Source organism: Rhodococcus sp. NPDC006774 (assembly GCF_040636045.1).
Lineage (GTDB): Bacteria > Actinomycetota > Actinomycetes > Mycobacteriales > Mycobacteriaceae > Rhodococcoides.
Window position 1 is genome coordinate 563,693 of the sequence record NZ_JBEYIW010000001.1, and the last position, 15,632, is coordinate 579,324.

Genomic DNA, 15,632 nt, shown 5'->3' on the forward strand with positions numbered 1-15,632 from the left:
TCTATCTCACCCCGCCGAGTCGACTACGCCAAGGGCATCGACACGTTTGGCCTCGAAGACGGCGAACCCGGCATCCGGGTCCAGCAGCAGCGCCTCGGTCGCTCGCGCGTGAGCGCGAACGGCAACATCCCTGCTCGACGCGGCCTCCCGCAGCATCGGTTCGATCACCGATCCGAGCGCAACGAGCGCACGGCTGAGGCTTCGCTGGACGTCGTGCCCACCTCGGCCGAGTCGAGTGGCCAGCATCGTCGCCAATGCTGGTTCACTCCCGGGCGGCACCAGGACCACCGCCGCCCGCCATGCGCTGCGGGCCACTTCGTCGTCCGGATCAGCAAGCACGGAAGAGGTGATCGCCTGCCACGCCGACGGGTCCTGGATCTTGGACAACGTGTGCAACGCCTGGCTGCGAGCCTGTGCCCCGCCGGATCGCACCTGATCGATCAGACGCGGAACCGTCAGTGACGCGGGCAGTCGGATCAACGCCCACGTCAACATCTCCCGCACCTGAAAATCCGGTTCGACGGAGCACCGCTGCACCAGGGCGTCGAGATGCCGCGGATCCGGTGTCGTACCGATGTCGAGCGCGGCCCGAAGCCGCACCGACGGATTGCTGTGCTGAAGTGCCCCACCTACGAGATTCATCGAGTTCATGACGGTCAGCCAAGACCTTGTCACGGTGTGAAGGTCAAGCCCGAGTCAACACATCGGCCAGTGTTCGGTTCATCGTGTTCAGTGCCCGCACCGCACCCCGCAGCGGACCGGGCGCGTTGGTGGAGGTGAGTAGTACATCCAATACCGTTGTCTCGGTGATCTTCTCGGGCGGGTCGACGTGCTCCCCGGCAACGGCTGCCTCCACCTGGCGCACGGTGTCGCGCACCAGAGCCGCAGCCTCGCGCAGCGCCTGGGCAGTCTCGTCCGACGGAGCCGTCTGCGTGTCGGCGCGGGAGGCGAGCACCCCGGCACGGGCCAGTGCGTGCGCCGATCGACTGCTGACGGCCAGCACCCGCAACAGTCGCTTGGCACCACGTCTGCTGCGGGTGGTCGGCCCGAGCACGAGTGGCTTTCCTGATGTCAGAACATCTTTCAGCGCATTGTCGAGCGTCCGCGTCGACGCCACCAGGTCGGTTGCGCCGCCCGGTGAGAGAACCGATTCGACGCTCGATTCGATCAGCGCATCCAGCTGTTCGAGGTACGTATCGACCTTCTCGATCAACGTCTTTCGAGTACTCGTCGAGAAGATGAAGTACGCCGACGCCATTCCGACGGCACCACCGACGGCGGTTTCGATGATCCGAAGCTCGAGCACCTCGATGCTGAACGTGCCCAGCAGCCCGTACAGCATTGCGAGCAGGATGGTCACGAAGAACGACAGCAGCGCATAGGCGACCGTCACCAGGTAGAACGCGAAGAATACGCAGACGACGATCAACACCAGCTGCAGGGGTTGATCGTTGCCCACCAGAGCGGCGATCACCACCCCGGCGAGCACGCCCGCGATCGTTCCGAGAACGCGTTGACCTGCCCGCGTGAGGATTTCACCCCGCGTCGATGCCCCCGTGAACACCAGGAAGGCCGTCAGCACCGCCCAGTACCAGCGGTCGGGAGAGACGAGTTCACCCAGCACCGTCGCCGCACTGGTGGCGACGGCCACCTGGATCGCGGCCTTCGTGCTGGGGTTCAGTCCGCTGGGCGCGTCCTTCGTGGCAGGTTCGGGGACGACTCGAGGACCCGCATCGACGGCAACCGCATTGGTGGTGATGTGATGAATCGCGATGTGCGCCTGCACGGCTCGCTGCGCAGAAACCGTCGTGATGCCGGCGGGGGTGGACGGGTCGGCTCGCTCGGCTGCTGCCGCCGCCAATCGGCGAGCCGCCCGCAGCTGTTCCGAGGACGGTGTGTTCTGCAGACAGGACCCGAGCGCGGTGGTCGCCTGTCCCAGGGACGTCGGCCACGGCTTGGCGGGATCGAGAGCCCACAGCGAGCTGACGAGTTGCTCGGTCGCGATCTGGGCGTCGAACACTCGCAGTGACAGATCGGCACTGGTGACGCTGAGCAGCTGCCCGGCATCGTGTCGGTCCAGCCAGTCGTCGATCATCAACGCGGTGTTGCCGAGCCGATCGAGCCTGCGGCGCACCAGGTTCAGGTCGCGGCTCTCCCCTGCCGACGCCGCCTCGAGCACAGAGGCCGATACCGCCCGCATCGCGAACAGCAGCCGGCGCACCTCCACGACCGGCCGGTCCGGGAAGACGACGGCTCGCACGAACAGGGCGATCACCAAGCCGCCGAGGATGGCTGCGATCAACATCGGTAGCTGCCCCGGGGTCGCGCGCAGGAACAGCGCGAAGAAGTACGAAATGAACGACACCATCCCCAGCGCCGTACCGCGGGGGCCGAACCGGCGCACCCACACCGCCGCGAACAGCACCACGATGAATCCGACGTCGGCCACCTTGCCGAGCTCGGAGAGCAACGCCGCCAACGCCACCGCCGCCGATGCGGGCAGCGCCATCAGCGCGGTGGTGATCAGCCGACTGCGCTGGTCCTTGTCCTTCACTGCTGCAGACGCCTGCATCGCCACGACGGTTCCGAGCATCGCCACGGTCACGGGTTGACCGATGGCGCGCGTGGTGAGCACCATCGCCAACAGCACCGTCAGCGTCGTCGCCGACGCGCTGCGCAGCCGTACCTGCCCCGGATCCGAGGCGTCGAGGATTCGGGCGAGGCGCTTCATTCCCCGATTCTGCGCTACGGCTCAGCCCCGTGCCGCCCGGATCGCAGGGGCCGACGAATGCGGGAGCAACCGGCTCATGTCCGACGGCGTGATCACCTCCACGGTCGCCGATTCGTCCAACCGATACGGCTGCGTGGAGATGATGCCTGCAAGGTGCTTGCGCAGCCGCGACATCTCGGCCCGCACGGTGATCGCGCGGCCGTCGTCGCCGAAGAGATCGGTCGCCATCTGCGCGGCGGTCCGTCCTTGGCGACGGGTGGCGAGCAGGTACAGGATCTCGGCGTGCCGGGGCGTCGGCTCGTGGGTCCACTCCCCCACCTCGCTGCGCACTTCGATGCGAGGCTTCTGCGAATTGCGCAGGTCGATGCGAATTCTCGTCGTGTTGCCCGAGTCCGCGACCGACGAGTCCGCTGGGCCTGCGGGTCGGACGAGCCAGCCACCGGGCAGGGGTTCGAAGTCGCACACACCGAGGGTCGGCAGCCAGAAGCGTCCCGTCGCGAGATCCTCGGGCAGCAGGATGCGATTGCGTAGCGCCACCGATTCGACGGCCGCGACCCAGCCGTTCGCGTCGACGGCCAGGGCCGGGGACTGCAGGCGCGCGAGCATCGGTGCGGCCACCGAACGCAGTCGATCGAGTGTGCTCCGATGAATCTCGCGCAGTTGCGATTCGGCCAACCGTGCGACGGCGTCGACCAGTGCGATGGTGGTGGGATGCACCGTCTTTGCCGGTCCGCTGACGTCGATGGCTCCCAGTACCTGGCCGGTCCGAGGATCCCGAATCGGCGCACCGGCACACGTCCACGAATGATGGCTGCGCACATAGTGTTCGGCGGAGAAGATCTGTACCGCGCGGCGGGAGACCAGAGCCGTTCCGATGGCATTGGTGCCCACCGAATCCTCGGCCCAGTTGGCACCCTCGACGAATCCGAGGTCGTCGGCGCGGTCCAGTACCGCCGTCGATCCGCTGCGCCACAGCACTCGGCCGTGTCGATCGGCGACGACGAGGATGTTGTCGCCGTCCTGTACCACCGATTCCAATCCGCGGGCCAGATCGTCGAGGATGTCGAACAATCCCGACTCCCGACGGCTCAGTTCGAGATCGGAGACATCCATCTGCGTCTCGGCAGGGTTGCCCAGTTCCGGGTCGATGCCGAGGGTCTGCAGCCGGCGCCACGAGTCCCCGATGACCTCTCTGGGGCGCGCGGGCGACTTGCCGCCGGTCATGGTCGCGTCGTACACGGCAGTGAGAATCTGCGCGTAGCGGCGCGGGTCTTCACCGGCCGCCAGCGCAGGTTCGGGACCTGTCGACTGCATCATCACAGACAATTGTGCTCCAGCTCACAAAGCAGCATCGACGGGGGTTACCGGTAGACCAGACCACCGTCGATCAACGGTGCCTGGCCCGTCATGTAGTCCGAGTCGGGTCCGGCCAGATACGAGACGAATGCCGCGACGTCCTCCGGGGTCTGCGCGCGACCGAGGGCGATGCCGCCGACGAACTTGTCGTACGTCTCGCCTTCCGCTGCGCCGGTCAACTCGGCGAACCGCTTGTCGATGGTGACCCACATGTCGGTGCCGACGACGCCGGGGCAGTACGCGTTGACGGTGATGCCGTCCGCGGCATACTCCTTGGCCGCCGCCTGAGTCAGGGCCCGGACCGCGAATTTCGTTGCGCTGTAGACCCCGAGCATCGCGAACCCGTCGTGACCGGCGATCGACGACGCGTTGATGATCTTTCCCTTCCGGCCGAGAGCCTTGAATTTGGCTGCGGCAGCCTGGATTCCCCACAGCACGCCGTCGACGTTGACGGCCCAGATCTTCGCGACGTCCTCGGGTCGGACGTCGTCGAGCGGTGCCACCTGGGCGATGCCGGCATTGTTGACGATGACGCCGAAGCCGCCCAGCGCCTCGTGGGTGTGTTCGACGGCCGCGAAGACCTGGTCACGATCACTGACGTCGGCCACGAATGTCGTTGCCTTCGAGCCTGTTCGACGCACCTCGTCGGCCACGCCGGCGATCTTGTCCTCGTTCAGGTCCGCCAGGGCGATGTCGTGACCGTCGTTGGCCAACCGCAACGCGATTGCCCGGCCGATGCCCTGACCCGCTCCGGTCACCAACACCGCGCTCATGATGCCGCTCCGGTGGATGGGTCTACCAGGACCTTCATCTTGGTGCCTGCGTGCAGCGCTTCGAAACCGTCGTCGATGACGCCGTCGAGCGTGATCTTGTCGACCCAGCCCGTCGTGTCGTAGTGGCCCTGGCTCATCAGATCGATGACGGCCTCGTAGTCGGCGGAGGTGTAGCAGAGCGAGCCCTGGATGCGGGATTCGTTCATCACCAACTTCTGCAGCGGTGTGGTCAGCGGCTTCTCGTAGATCGCGACGCTGACGAGTGGCTTACGCGCACCGATGCAGCCGAGCGCGGCCTCGACGGCAGGTTGTACGCCGGCCGCGTCGTAGATGGCGTCGGCACCCTTGCCGTCGGTGAGGTCGGCGATGTACGCGGGGATGTCGAGGGCCGTCGGATCGAGAGTCTTCGCGCCGAGCGCTTCGATCGATGCTCGACGGGTCGGCGACGGTTCGACGACGAAGACGTTGTCGAGTCCCTTGCCCCGCAGCGCGAACCACAGGCCGATGCCGATGGGCCCGGCTCCGAACACCATCGCGGTGTCCTCGGGCTTCGGATCTCCCAGTGTCGCAGCATGATAGGCGACCGACATCGGTTCGACGAGGGCTCCGAGTTCGAGCGAGACGTTGTCGGGCAAGGCGTGAATCATGTCGGTGGGCACAACGGTGTATTCGGCCATTCCGCCGTCGGACATCAGTCCGTGGAAACCGATCTGCGCACAGATGTTGTAGTTGCCCGCCCGACACGGTCCGCAGTGCCCGCAGCGGTAGAGCGGCTCGATGGCGACGCGGTCGCCCACCGCGATTCCGGTGACACCCTTGCCGAGTTCGGTGACCGTGCCCGAGAACTCGTGGCCGAGCACCAGCGGCATCTCCTGACCGGTGAGCGGATGCGGAGAGGTGGGGATGAAGATGGGGCCTGCGTAGTACTCGTGCAGGTCGGTTCCGCAGATTCCGTTGAACCCGACCTTGACCTTGACCTGCCCTTCACCGGGGCTGGGCTCGGGAACGTCGGTGATCTCCACCTTGTTGGGTCCGTAGTACACAGCTGCGCGCATCGATTTTCACTCCTGACTGGATTGGATATGCACACAGGTCTATGTGACCCGGAGCACAACCGCCAGGGTTGCAGTGAGTTGCAGTGCGCCCGCCGCGTTGCAACCTCCCGCAACCCTGACGGTCCGGTGTGATTCAGCTCATAGTGACGGCGTCCACTGTCGCTCACACCGAAACGAGCAGTCCATGACCGCAACCGCAGACCGCCCACTGAGCAAGCCGAAAATCGCTCGGTCACAGGGCAACTGGATCTTGTTCGGAGTCGCCAACCTCGCCGTCGTCGCGGCCGTGTCGCTTGCGACGTGGTATCTGCTGGCCGACCCGACCACCAGTCCGTGGAACTTCTATCCCCTCCCCTTCAACGCCGCGCTGTTCTGGGCAATTCTGTTCATCGTGTTCATCGGATTCGATTGCGAATTCGCCGGATTCGACTCGCTGAAGCAACCGATGCGCGGGCTCACCATCCTGGCCTCGACGGCAGTGTTCGCCGTGGCCGTCACCTGGATCCTCGGCAGCGGCCTCGGGTCGTTGTATCCCGACTTCGCCGGCTCGAGGGAGGGCGGACTCGGCTATTTCGCCGGCGCGCTGTTCGTGCTGTTCGGGTTCGGAACCTGGGTGATGGTGGTCCTGAACTGGCAGCACTGGCCGTGGACCGTACTGCGTATGAAGCAACCGCTGATCGGGCTGTGCGAGATCGCCTTCGTCGCCGTGCCGACTCTGGCGCTGTATGTCGTGTTCGGGCTGCCCTCGGTCTCGCTCTCGGCCACCGATCCGCTGATGTCCGTCGACACCGCGCTCGGCTGGTTCTACTCGATCGTCGTCTCGGTGATCCTCACCGGCCAGACCCTCGACAACTGGCCCTGGAAACTGGCCGGCGGTGGAGGCCGGACCGCGCTGGCGGCGACGGTCGGCAATGCCGCACTCGGTACGGCGATCTACTTCCTGATGGTCCCGCTGGCGAAACTTTTGGTCGGCTCCGACGCCACCGCCGAGCTGGGCACCGTGATCAACCAGTTCCCCGCACAGATCGGAGTCTGCTGGGCCTTCTGGATGATTTTCTGGGCCAACGGCTTCGGCAATCGCTTCCCCGCGGCGGGGCGCGCGGTGCTGACCTTCGCCTTGGCCATCGGCACGTTCCTGGCCTACTACTACGTCGTCGCGGAGCACATCCTGCACGAGCCCACCGTCGCCGCCGGGATCTCCGGGAACGCACTGGGATTCATCGACTGGCTGGTGCTGTGGACGTTGATCTACGTCGTCGGATTCCAATCGTTGGGGTTGAAGAAGCTCTCGCCGGCCTGAGACGAACAGCCGAGACACGACCGGCGATCGACGTCGGTCGTGTTTATGCTCGGAGAACAACAGATGAGCCGATCTCTGGCCTCGCGAGCTCTATCGACACCCACCTTCCGTCACTAGTGTCGTGGATCACAGCACTAGCGAGGGGATCCACACATGACGGTCATCGGGTACTTCCCGTGGCGTTCTTCGGCCGAAAGAGCAGATCGACCGTGCGTTCGCGACGACCACTCCGAATTGACGTACGCCCAATTCGCCGGGCGCGTAGACGTTTTCGCGTCACAGTTGGCTGCACACGGGGTCCGCACGGGCGACGTGATTGCCGTGATACTTCCCAACCGAGTCGAACTGATCATCGCAATCATGGCCGCGTGGCGTATCGGTGCGGTCGCAACTCCGGTGAACCCGACCTTGACGCCGTCCGAGGCCCATCATCAGATCACGGACTCGCGTGCGGTCATCGCGATCACCGACAGCGGCCGTCCGCGCGTCGACGGCATCGTCTGCCTCACCGTCGACGACATCTCGGGCGACGAACTCGGCTCCACCACAACATCTTTCGATGATCTCGGCTCGGTCGAACCCGAGTCCGACGACCTTGCGCTGCTGATCTACACCTCCGGATCCACGGGGCGGCCGAAAGGCGTCGAGCTGACCCACGCCAATCTGCAGTACATGGCGTCGGCGATGGCAACACATCTCGATCTGACCGCCGACGATCACTGCCTGCTCGTTCTGCCGCTCTTCCACGTCAATGCCATCTGCGTCAGCGTTCTCGCTCCATTGATCGCCGGAGGCCAGGTCAGCATCACCGGACGGTTCAGTCCAACAAGGTTCTTCGAGGACGTGAAAGAGCTTCGTCCGACCTATTTCTCGGCCGTCCCCACGATCTACGCGTTGCTGGCCGCGCAGCCACCGAACCCCGAGTCGGACTTCTCGTCCGTCCGATTCGGCGTGTGCGGGGCCGCACCGATCTCCAAGGAACTTCTCGACCGCGCCGAGTCGAGATTCGGTTTCGCCCTCGTCGAGGGATACGGCCTCACCGAGGGGACCTGCGCATCGGCGTGCAATCCCCCCACCGGAGTCCGCAAGTTGGGAACCGTCGGTCCGGCACTGCCGGGCCAGAGCATCGCCATCGTCGACGAGGACGGCCACCACCTGCCCGTCGGAACCGTCGGTGAGGTGCTGATCTCGGGCCCGAACGTCATGCGCGGCTACTTCGGTCGCCCGGAGGAGACCGAACGGACCGTCGTCGACGGATGGCTGCACACCGGCGACGTCGGGCATCTCGACGTCGATGGCTACCTCACCCTCGTCGATCGCATCAAGGACATGATCATTCGCGGTGGGGAGAACATCTATCCGAAGGAGATCGAGAATGCCCTCGCCACCCATTCCGATGTGCTCGAAGTTGCCGTCGTGGGCGCACCGGACGAGGTGTACGGCGAAGTCCCCGTCGCGTACGTGGTGACCTACCCGGCCGCAACCGTCGGATCCGCCGAACTTCTGGACCACATCCGTGATCTCGTCGCGAAAGTCAAACTGCCCGTTGCGATTCACCTCGTCGACGCGCTCCCGAAGAACCCCGTCGGCAAGATCGACAAGCCCCGTCTGCGCACCGAACTCCGCTCCACCGCTGCACCCGTCGGCTGACTTTTCCAGCTCCGAACATCTCACTCACCAGGGCTGATCCCGGTGAGGCGATCACCCGTACCCACACCACCCACACAGGAGTAACGACATGGGATTCAAAGAAGGAAACTTCCCGCCGGTCGACCCGGCCACCTTCCTCGATCTACCGTTCCGCGACCGACTGCGGGCGATGTCGACCCACTGGGCCGACCACGGCTTCGGAACCCCGAAGATGGTGCACACCATCTACATTCTCAAACTCGCAGTCCTCTACCTCGCCATCGGCGTGTCGATAGCCACGTTGACCTCCGGGCACAATCCTCTCGACTTCTCGGCGTGGTGGAACGAACCGATCGTGTACCAGAAGATCCTGCTGTGGACGCTGCTCCTCGAAACGCTCGGCCTGGGCGGATCGTGGGGCCCGCTTGCCGGTCACTTCAAGCCGATGATGGGCGGCGCGCTCTTCTGGTTGCGTCCCAACACGATTCGTCTGCCACCGTGGCCGGGAAAGGTGCCCTTCACCTCCGGTGACAGCCGCACGGTCCTCGATGTCATCGTCTACGCCGCGATCGTGGTCAACATCGTTGCGGCACTGATCCTTCCCGGCGTGCACAGCAGCTCGATCGACGCTGCGATCGCGGACAACAACGGCCTGGTGCGGCCCGCACTGATGATCATCCTCGCGGCCCTTCTCGTCGTGATCGGGTTGCGAGACAAGGTCATCTTCATCGCCGCCCGCGGTGAGCAGTATTTCCCAGCCGTGCTGTTCTTCGGGCTACTGCCGTTCGTCGACATGATCATCGCCCTCAAACTGCTGATGGTCTCGGTGTGGGTCGGTGCCGGAATCTCCAAGCTCGGCCACCATTTCTCGATGGTCATTCCGCCGATGCTCTCGAACACCCCGTGGATCACCTCGACCCGTCTCAAGCGCGCGCATTACCGCAACTTCCCGGACGACCTTCGCCCGTCCACGATGGCCGGCGGCATCGGTCACGTCCTCGGAACGTTGGTCGAGGTCGCGACGCCGCTGGTCCTGCTCTTCACCACCGATGCCGTCGTCGCTCTCGCTGCCGCCGCATTGATGGTCGCATTCCACCTGTTCATCACCTCGACGTTCCCGCTCGCCGTCCCGCTGGAATGGAATCTGTTCTTCGCGTTCGCGGCGGTGTTCCTTTTCCTCGGATTCCCGAACGCCGACGGTTTCGCCGTATGGGACTTCTCCTCTCCGGTGCTGCTGGCCGTCATCGTCGTTGCGCTCGTGTTCTTCCCGATCGTCGGCAACCTCCGACCCGATTTGGTCTCGTTCCTGCCGTCGATGCGTCAGTACGCCGGCAACTGGGCGTCGGCGACGTGGGCGTTCGCTCCCGGTTGCGAGGACAAGATCGACGAGTTCATCAAGCGGCCGAGCCAGAACACTCGCACTCAACTGCTGGCGACCTATCCGGCCGATGTCGCCGACGTGGTGATGCACCAGCTGCTCGGCTGGCGTTCGATGCACAGCCAGGGTCGCGCACTGTTCTCTCTGATGATGAATCACCTCGGCGAGGACATCGACACCTACACGTTGCGTGACGCCGAGTTCTCGTGCAATTCGATCGTGGCGTTCAACTTCGGTGACGGCCATCTGCACGACGCCAAGCTGATCGCGGCGATTCAACGCCGATGCAATTTCGCGCCGGGAGAATTTCTCGTGGTCTGGATCGAGTCGCAGCCCATTCACAAGAGCTACCAGCAATATCAGGTCATCGATGCGGCACTGGGAGTCATCGAACGCGGTACGTACAAGGTCTCCGATGCCATCGAGCAGCAGCCGTGGTTGCCGAACGGCCCGATTCCGGTGACTGTGACGTGGACACTGGACATCGACGCGAACCGCGCCGCCACCGATCCCGGCACCGTGAAGGAACCGAAGATGCGCGAGAACACCGCACGCCCCGCAGGCGACTCCGTCGTCGCGCCCGCTCCGCAACGCGGCGAGCAGGTATGACCACAGCCGTGGTCGTCGGCAGCGGGCCCAACGGGCTCGCTGCCGCGGTACGCCTCGCTCGCGCCGGGGTCGATGTTCATGTTCTCGAGGCCGCGGACACCATCGGCGGGGGAACGCGCAGCGCCGAGATGACAGTGCCGGGTGTGACCCACGATCTGTGTTCGGCGTTCCATCCGATGGGTGCGGGTTCGCCGTATCTGCGCACGCTCGACCTCGAGCGCTACGGCCTGCGGTGGCAACTGGCGGACATCGACTGCGCGCACCCGCTCGACAACGGTGATGCAGGATCGATCCACCGGTCGATAGAGGCAACGGCCGACGGTCTTGGTGTCGACGGGGTGCGCTGGAACCGGATGTTCGGTGACCTGGCCCGCAATTTCGATGTCCTCGCTGCCGACTTGATGCGCCCGATTGCGAACGTGCCGCGGCACCCGCTGGCCCTTGCGGCCTTCGGTCCACGCGCACTGCTACCGGCCACCGTGTCGGCGAAGTGGTGGCGAACGGACAAGGCGAGAGCGATGTTCGGCGGGCTGGCGGCTCACGCCTACTACCGATTGGACCGACCGGCGACGTCGGCCGTCGGGTTGATGCTCGCTGCCTCGGGTCATCGCTACGGCTGGCCGGTGGCCGAGGGCGGTTCCGGGGCGATAGCGCAGGCATTGGCGTCGATGCTGGCCGATCACGGTGGCAAGATCGACACCGGCGTTCGGGTACGGACGGCCTCGGACATTCCCCGATCCGACGTGGTCCTGCTCGATACGTCACCGCGCGGCGCTCTCGACATCTACGGCGATGCGGTGCCCTCTCGTATCACGCGCTCCTACCGCAAGTTTCGTCGTGCTCCGGCCGCATTCAAGATCGATTTCGCGATCGACGGACACGTACCGTGGACGAACGCCGCGTGCGGGCGCGCCGGCACCGTTCATCTGGGAGGTTCCTTCGAGCAGATCGCGGCGAGCGAGAAGGCGATCAATCTGGGCGTCATGCCGGATCGGCCGTTCGTGTTGGTGGGCCAGCAGTACGTGGCCGACCCGACGCGATCTGCCGGGTCGATCAATCCGCTGTACGCGTACGCCCATGTGCCCAACGGATTCACCGGCAACGCGACCGAGGCGATCATCGCCCAGATCGAACGATTCGCACCTGGATTCCGAGATATCGTCGTCGCCACCGTCGTCACCTCCCCCGCCGAACTGGAGGCCTCGAATCCGAACTACCTCGGCGGCGACATCATCGGGGGCGCGAACACCGAACTTCAGGTGGTACTTCGACCTCGAATTGCGTTGGATCCGTACAGTATCGGAGTTCCCGGTGTGTATCTGTGTTCCGCGTCGACTCCCCCGGGTGCCGGCGCACACGGAATGTGTGGATACAACGCAGCGGAGTCCGCGTTGCGATACCTACGGCGGCAGAAGAAGGACGTGGGGTGACGAACCTCGAACCCGAGGACCGTCGGGCGGTTGCCCGCAGCCGGCTTGCTCATGTGCCTGCGACGGCCCACGAGGACGTTCTCGCCGCCGTCGCACAGGTCGCGCGGTCGCTGTCGGCGCGAGAACTCGACATGGTCCGGGCGATGACCTCGCTCATGGCGCACGATATCGATCATCTGGACGACGACCCCGTCCTCGTGCAGCTTCTCGAGGCCTCTGTCCACGGCAACATCTCGACGATCGTGCACGTACTGGCCAACGACATTCCGGTCGACCGCCTGCAGCCGACCACCGCAGCCGTCGAGTACGCACTGCGCCTTGCTCAGCGAGATGTTCCGTCGAATTCACTGGTGCGGGCCTATCACCTGGGCCAGAACGAAATGATGAGTATCTGCTTCGAGGAAGTGAAGAAGAACTCGAACGATTCGGAGCTCGATTTTGCTGTCCTGAAACATATTTCGGACGTCGTCTACAACTACATCGACTGGATAACGCTGTTCGTCTTCGACGCATACGAGACCGAACGCATTCGGTGGATCGGGGCCAAGGGAACCGTTCATTCGTCGACCATTCACACACTGCTGGCCGACCGGAGCGGAACCACAACGACGTTCGAGGCCCACACCGGTTACCTGCTGAACCAGAATCATCTCGGTGTCGTCGTATGGAGCGATGGATCGGACTCGACGACGACCCTCGGATCGATCGACGTCATTTCCCGCCGCGCCGCCGCGGCGATGCGCTCCGCAGGTCCGCCGATCGTCACCGCGATCGATCGCCGAACCGCGTGGGCCTGGATCCCCCTGGGTACCCGCACGCCGACGGTCGATACGGCCGAACTGGCTGCGGCCCTTCGCCTCGACCCCTCCACCCGCATGGCCGTCGGGTTACCGGGCAAGGGCGTCGACGGGTTCCGCCGGACCCACGAGCAGGCACGTGCCGCGTACTCCATCGCGTCGATACCCGGGACACCTGTGCGTGAGGTTCTCGGCTACGGCGACAAGAATGTGGCCATCGTGTCGCTGCTCGCCCAGGATCTCGATTCGGCCCGGTACTGGGTCTGGGAGACGCTGGGCACGCTCGCGGACGACACGCCAAACGCGGCCGTGCTGAGAAACACCCTGCATGCATATTTCGCGCACGACGAGAGTCATCTGCACGCGGCCCAGGAACTCAATGTCCACCGCAACACGGTGAAGTATCGGGTGACCAAAGCGCTCGAACTACACACGACCAGCGGGGACAAGCTCGATCTCGCGCTGGCACTGCAGGTGTGTCAGTTTCTGGGAGCCCTGGTTCTCAGGCCCACCCATACGTAGACACGGCTTCTTCTCGACACGGTCGATACCTCGGCGCGCTGCAACCCACTGCAACTCTCGACTTCGCCACGGGGCGGGAGTGTGCTGGGTCACAGAACCAGCACCTCGTCATCGCAAGGAGTATTCATGACCCAGACCATCGAGCCGGTCGAGATCACCCGCACCCGCACCCCGCAGGAACGGGTCGACGCCTGGCTGTCGAAGTTCGAGGAGGCACTGGTCGCCCGCGATGTTCCTCGTGTTGCCGGCATGTTCGCCGTCAGCAGCTTCTGGCGTGACCTCGTCACCTTCACCTGGAATCTCAAGACGGTGGAGGGCCGGGACGGCGTGTCCGACATGCTCTCCGAGCGGCTCGACGACACCGATCCGACGGGCTTTCACACCACGGAGGTACCCGACGAGGCGGACGGCGTCGTCTCGGCGTGGATCGAGTTCGAGACCGCAACCAGCCGCGGCAAGGGCCACCTGCGCCTGACGGTCGACGCCGACACCGGCGACGACGTGGCCTGGACCCTGCTGACGACCATGCAGGAGCTCAAGGGCCATGAGGAGCGTCAGGGAAAGTCCCGCATCAAGGGCGCGGTGCACGGCTCGAACGCCGATACCCAGAACTGGGCGGAGAAGAAGGAGATCGAGGAGAAGGAACTCGGTTACAGCGTGCAGCCGTATGCCCTCGTGATCGGTGGCGGCCAGGGCGGCATCGCTCTCGGTGCGCGGTTCCGGCAGCTCGGCGTGCCTGCGATCGTCGTCGACCGTGCAGAGCGCCCCGGCGATCAGTGGCGCGGGCGCTACAAGTCGCTGTGCCTGCACGACCCGGTCTGGTACGACCATCTCCCGTACCTACCGTTCCCGCCGAACTGGCCGGTGTTCGCGCCGAAGGACAAGATCGGTGACTGGCTCGAGATGTACACCAAGGTCATGGAAGTTCCGTACTGGAGCAAGACCACGGCGAAGTCCGCCACCTACGACGAGGTGGCGAAGGAATGGACGGTCGTCGTCGATCGTGACGGCGAGGAAGTGATCCTGCGGCCCAAGCAGCTGGTGATGGCCACCGGAATGTCCGGTAAGAAGAACGTGCCGAATTTCCCCGGCATGGACGAGTTCGAGGGCGAGCAGCACCATTCCAGCGAACACCCCGGTCCCGACGCGTATGTCGGCAAGCGCGTCGTGGTGGTGGGTTCCAACAATTCTGCACACGACATCTGCAAGGCACTGTACGAGACGGGCGTCGATGTGACGATGCTGCAGCGTTCGTCGACGCACATCGTCAAGTCCGATTCGCTCTGCGAGATCGCTCTGGGTGATCTGTACTCCGAGCGGGCTGTCGAATCCGGAATGACCACGGGCAAAGCAGATCTCACGTTCGCATCGTTGCCCTACCGGATCATGCACGAGTTCCAGATTCCGGTGTACCAGCAGATCGCGGAGCAGGACAAGGACTTCTACGATCGGCTGGAGAAGGCCGGCTTCCAACTCGACTTCGGTGACGACGGTTCGGGACTGTTCATGAAGTACCTGCGTCGCGGCTCTGGCTACTACATCGACGTCGGCGCATCCGAGCTGGTGGCGGACGGCAAGATCAAACTCGTTGCGGGGCAGGTGGATCGGATCAGCAAGACCGGCGTCGTACTCGACGACGGTACCGAGCTACCGGCCGATCTCATCGTCTACGCCACCGGCTACGGGTCGATGAACGGCTGGGTCGCCGACCTGATCGATCAGGAGACCGCGGACAAGGTCGGCAAATGCTGGGGCCTCGGCTCGAACACCACCAAGGATCCCGGTCCATGGGAGGGCGAGCAGCGCAACATGTGGAAGCCGACGCAGCAGGAGAATTTCTGGTTCCACGGCGGCAATCTGCATCAGTCCCGGCACTATTCGCTCTACCTGGCCTTGCAGATCAAGGCACGCTACGAGGGCATCGACACCCCCGTCTACGGGCTGCAGGAAGTGCATCACCTGAGCTGACCCATGTGCGCGGAAACTCGTAACCTGTTACGAGTTTCCGCGCGCACGTGCGGCGCAGGTGCTCAGGTGCTCAGGTGCTCAGGT

11 protein-coding genes are annotated in these 15,632 nt (G+C 64.6%); 6 read left to right on the forward strand and 5 right to left on the reverse strand.

Going from position 1 to position 15,632, the window contains the following annotated elements; all coding sequences use genetic code 11:
* Nucleotides 1-6 precede the first annotated feature (6 nt).
* The 5 genes from ABZ677_RS02895 to ABZ677_RS02915 are packed head-to-tail and all read right to left on the reverse strand — an operon-like array spanning nucleotide 7 to nucleotide 5,915.
* A complete protein-coding gene (locus ABZ677_RS02895; RefSeq protein WP_358366538.1) occupies nucleotides 7-651 on the reverse strand; it encodes a HEAT repeat domain-containing protein in 645 nt (214 codons plus the stop codon).
* Between the two features lie 34 nt (nucleotides 652-685).
* Nucleotides 686-2,731, reverse strand: a complete 2,046-nt coding sequence (locus ABZ677_RS02900) for an FUSC family protein (protein ID WP_358366451.1) — start codon at nucleotides 2,729-2,731, stop codon at nucleotides 686-688.
* A 21-nt stretch (nucleotides 2,732-2,752) separates the two neighbouring features.
* Complete coding sequence (locus ABZ677_RS02905; RefSeq protein ID WP_358366452.1) at nucleotides 2,753-4,048, reverse strand: GAF domain-containing protein; 1,296 nt, start codon at nucleotides 4,046-4,048, stop codon at nucleotides 2,753-2,755.
* 44 nt (nucleotides 4,049-4,092) lie between these two features.
* On the reverse strand, nucleotides 4,093-4,860 hold the full coding sequence (locus ABZ677_RS02910) for an acetoin reductase (RefSeq protein WP_094740930.1): 768 nt from the start codon (nucleotides 4,858-4,860) through the stop codon (nucleotides 4,093-4,095).
* Entirely contained in the window at nucleotides 4,857-5,915 is a 1,059-nt protein-coding gene (locus tag ABZ677_RS02915) for a 2,3-butanediol dehydrogenase (RefSeq protein ID WP_358366454.1), read from the reverse strand. Before ABZ677_RS02915 ends, ABZ677_RS02910 begins: the two co-directional genes overlap by 4 nt.
* Before the next feature lie 184 nt (nucleotides 5,916-6,099).
* On the opposite strand from ABZ677_RS02915, the gene ABZ677_RS02920 reads away from it, so the two are divergent.
* From ABZ677_RS02920 to ABZ677_RS02945, 6 genes are all read left to right on the forward strand, one after another.
* On the forward strand, nucleotides 6,100-7,215 hold the full coding sequence (locus tag ABZ677_RS02920) for a hypothetical protein (protein WP_358366456.1): 1,116 nt from the start codon (nucleotides 6,100-6,102) through the stop codon (nucleotides 7,213-7,215).
* Nucleotides 7,216-7,368: 153 nt separating this feature from the next.
* Nucleotides 7,369-8,865: an AMP-binding protein gene (locus tag ABZ677_RS02925; RefSeq protein WP_358366458.1), complete on the forward strand. Its 1,497-nt coding sequence runs from the start codon at nucleotides 7,369-7,371 to the stop codon at nucleotides 8,863-8,865.
* Between the two features lie 88 nt (nucleotides 8,866-8,953).
* Nucleotides 8,954-10,831 carry a DUF3556 domain-containing protein gene (locus ABZ677_RS02930; protein ID WP_358366460.1) on the forward strand — a complete coding sequence of 626 codons (1,878 nt, stop codon included), beginning with the start codon at nucleotides 8,954-8,956 and terminating at the stop codon, nucleotides 10,829-10,831.
* Nucleotides 10,828-12,261: an NAD(P)/FAD-dependent oxidoreductase gene (locus ABZ677_RS02935; protein ID WP_358366461.1), complete on the forward strand. Its 1,434-nt coding sequence runs from the start codon at nucleotides 10,828-10,830 to the stop codon at nucleotides 12,259-12,261. Before ABZ677_RS02930 ends, ABZ677_RS02935 begins: the two co-directional genes overlap by 4 nt.
* A complete protein-coding gene (locus ABZ677_RS02940) occupies nucleotides 12,258-13,580 on the forward strand; it encodes a helix-turn-helix domain-containing protein (RefSeq protein ID WP_094740924.1) in 1,323 nt (440 codons plus the stop codon). The genes ABZ677_RS02935 and ABZ677_RS02940 overlap by 4 nt, the downstream gene beginning before the upstream one ends.
* A 126-nt stretch (nucleotides 13,581-13,706) precedes the next feature.
* A complete protein-coding gene (locus ABZ677_RS02945) occupies nucleotides 13,707-15,548 on the forward strand; it encodes an NAD(P)/FAD-dependent oxidoreductase (RefSeq protein WP_358366463.1) in 1,842 nt (613 codons plus the stop codon).
* Nucleotides 15,549-15,632 lie beyond the last annotated feature (84 nt).

What these genes read in the sequence shown, in the direction of transcription:
- ABZ677_RS02895 (WP_358366538.1), bottom strand. Translation starts at nt 651, where the DNA reads ATGAACTCGATGAATCTCGTAGGTGGGGCACTTCAGCACAGCAATCCG.
- ABZ677_RS02900 (WP_358366451.1), bottom strand. Translation starts at nt 2,731, where the DNA reads ATGAAGCGCCTCGCCCGAATCCTCGACGCCTCGGATCCGGGGCAGGTA.
- ABZ677_RS02905 (WP_358366452.1), bottom strand. Translation starts at nt 4,048, where the DNA reads ATGATGCAGTCGACAGGTCCCGAACCTGCGCTGGCGGCCGGTGAAGAC.
- ABZ677_RS02910 (WP_094740930.1), bottom strand. Translation starts at nt 4,860, where the DNA reads ATGAGCGCGGTGTTGGTGACCGGAGCGGGTCAGGGCATCGGCCGGGCA.
- ABZ677_RS02915 (WP_358366454.1), bottom strand. Translation starts at nt 5,915, where the DNA reads ATGCGCGCAGCTGTGTACTACGGACCCAACAAGGTGGAGATCACCGAC.
- ABZ677_RS02920 (WP_358366456.1), top strand. Translation starts at nt 6,100, where the DNA reads ATGACCGCAACCGCAGACCGCCCACTGAGCAAGCCGAAAATCGCTCGG.
- ABZ677_RS02925 (WP_358366458.1), top strand. Translation starts at nt 7,369, where the DNA reads ATGACGGTCATCGGGTACTTCCCGTGGCGTTCTTCGGCCGAAAGAGCA.
- ABZ677_RS02930 (WP_358366460.1), top strand. Translation starts at nt 8,954, where the DNA reads ATGGGATTCAAAGAAGGAAACTTCCCGCCGGTCGACCCGGCCACCTTC.
- ABZ677_RS02935 (WP_358366461.1), top strand. Translation starts at nt 10,828, where the DNA reads ATGACCACAGCCGTGGTCGTCGGCAGCGGGCCCAACGGGCTCGCTGCC.
- ABZ677_RS02945 (WP_358366463.1), top strand. Translation starts at nt 13,707, where the DNA reads ATGACCCAGACCATCGAGCCGGTCGAGATCACCCGCACCCGCACCCCG.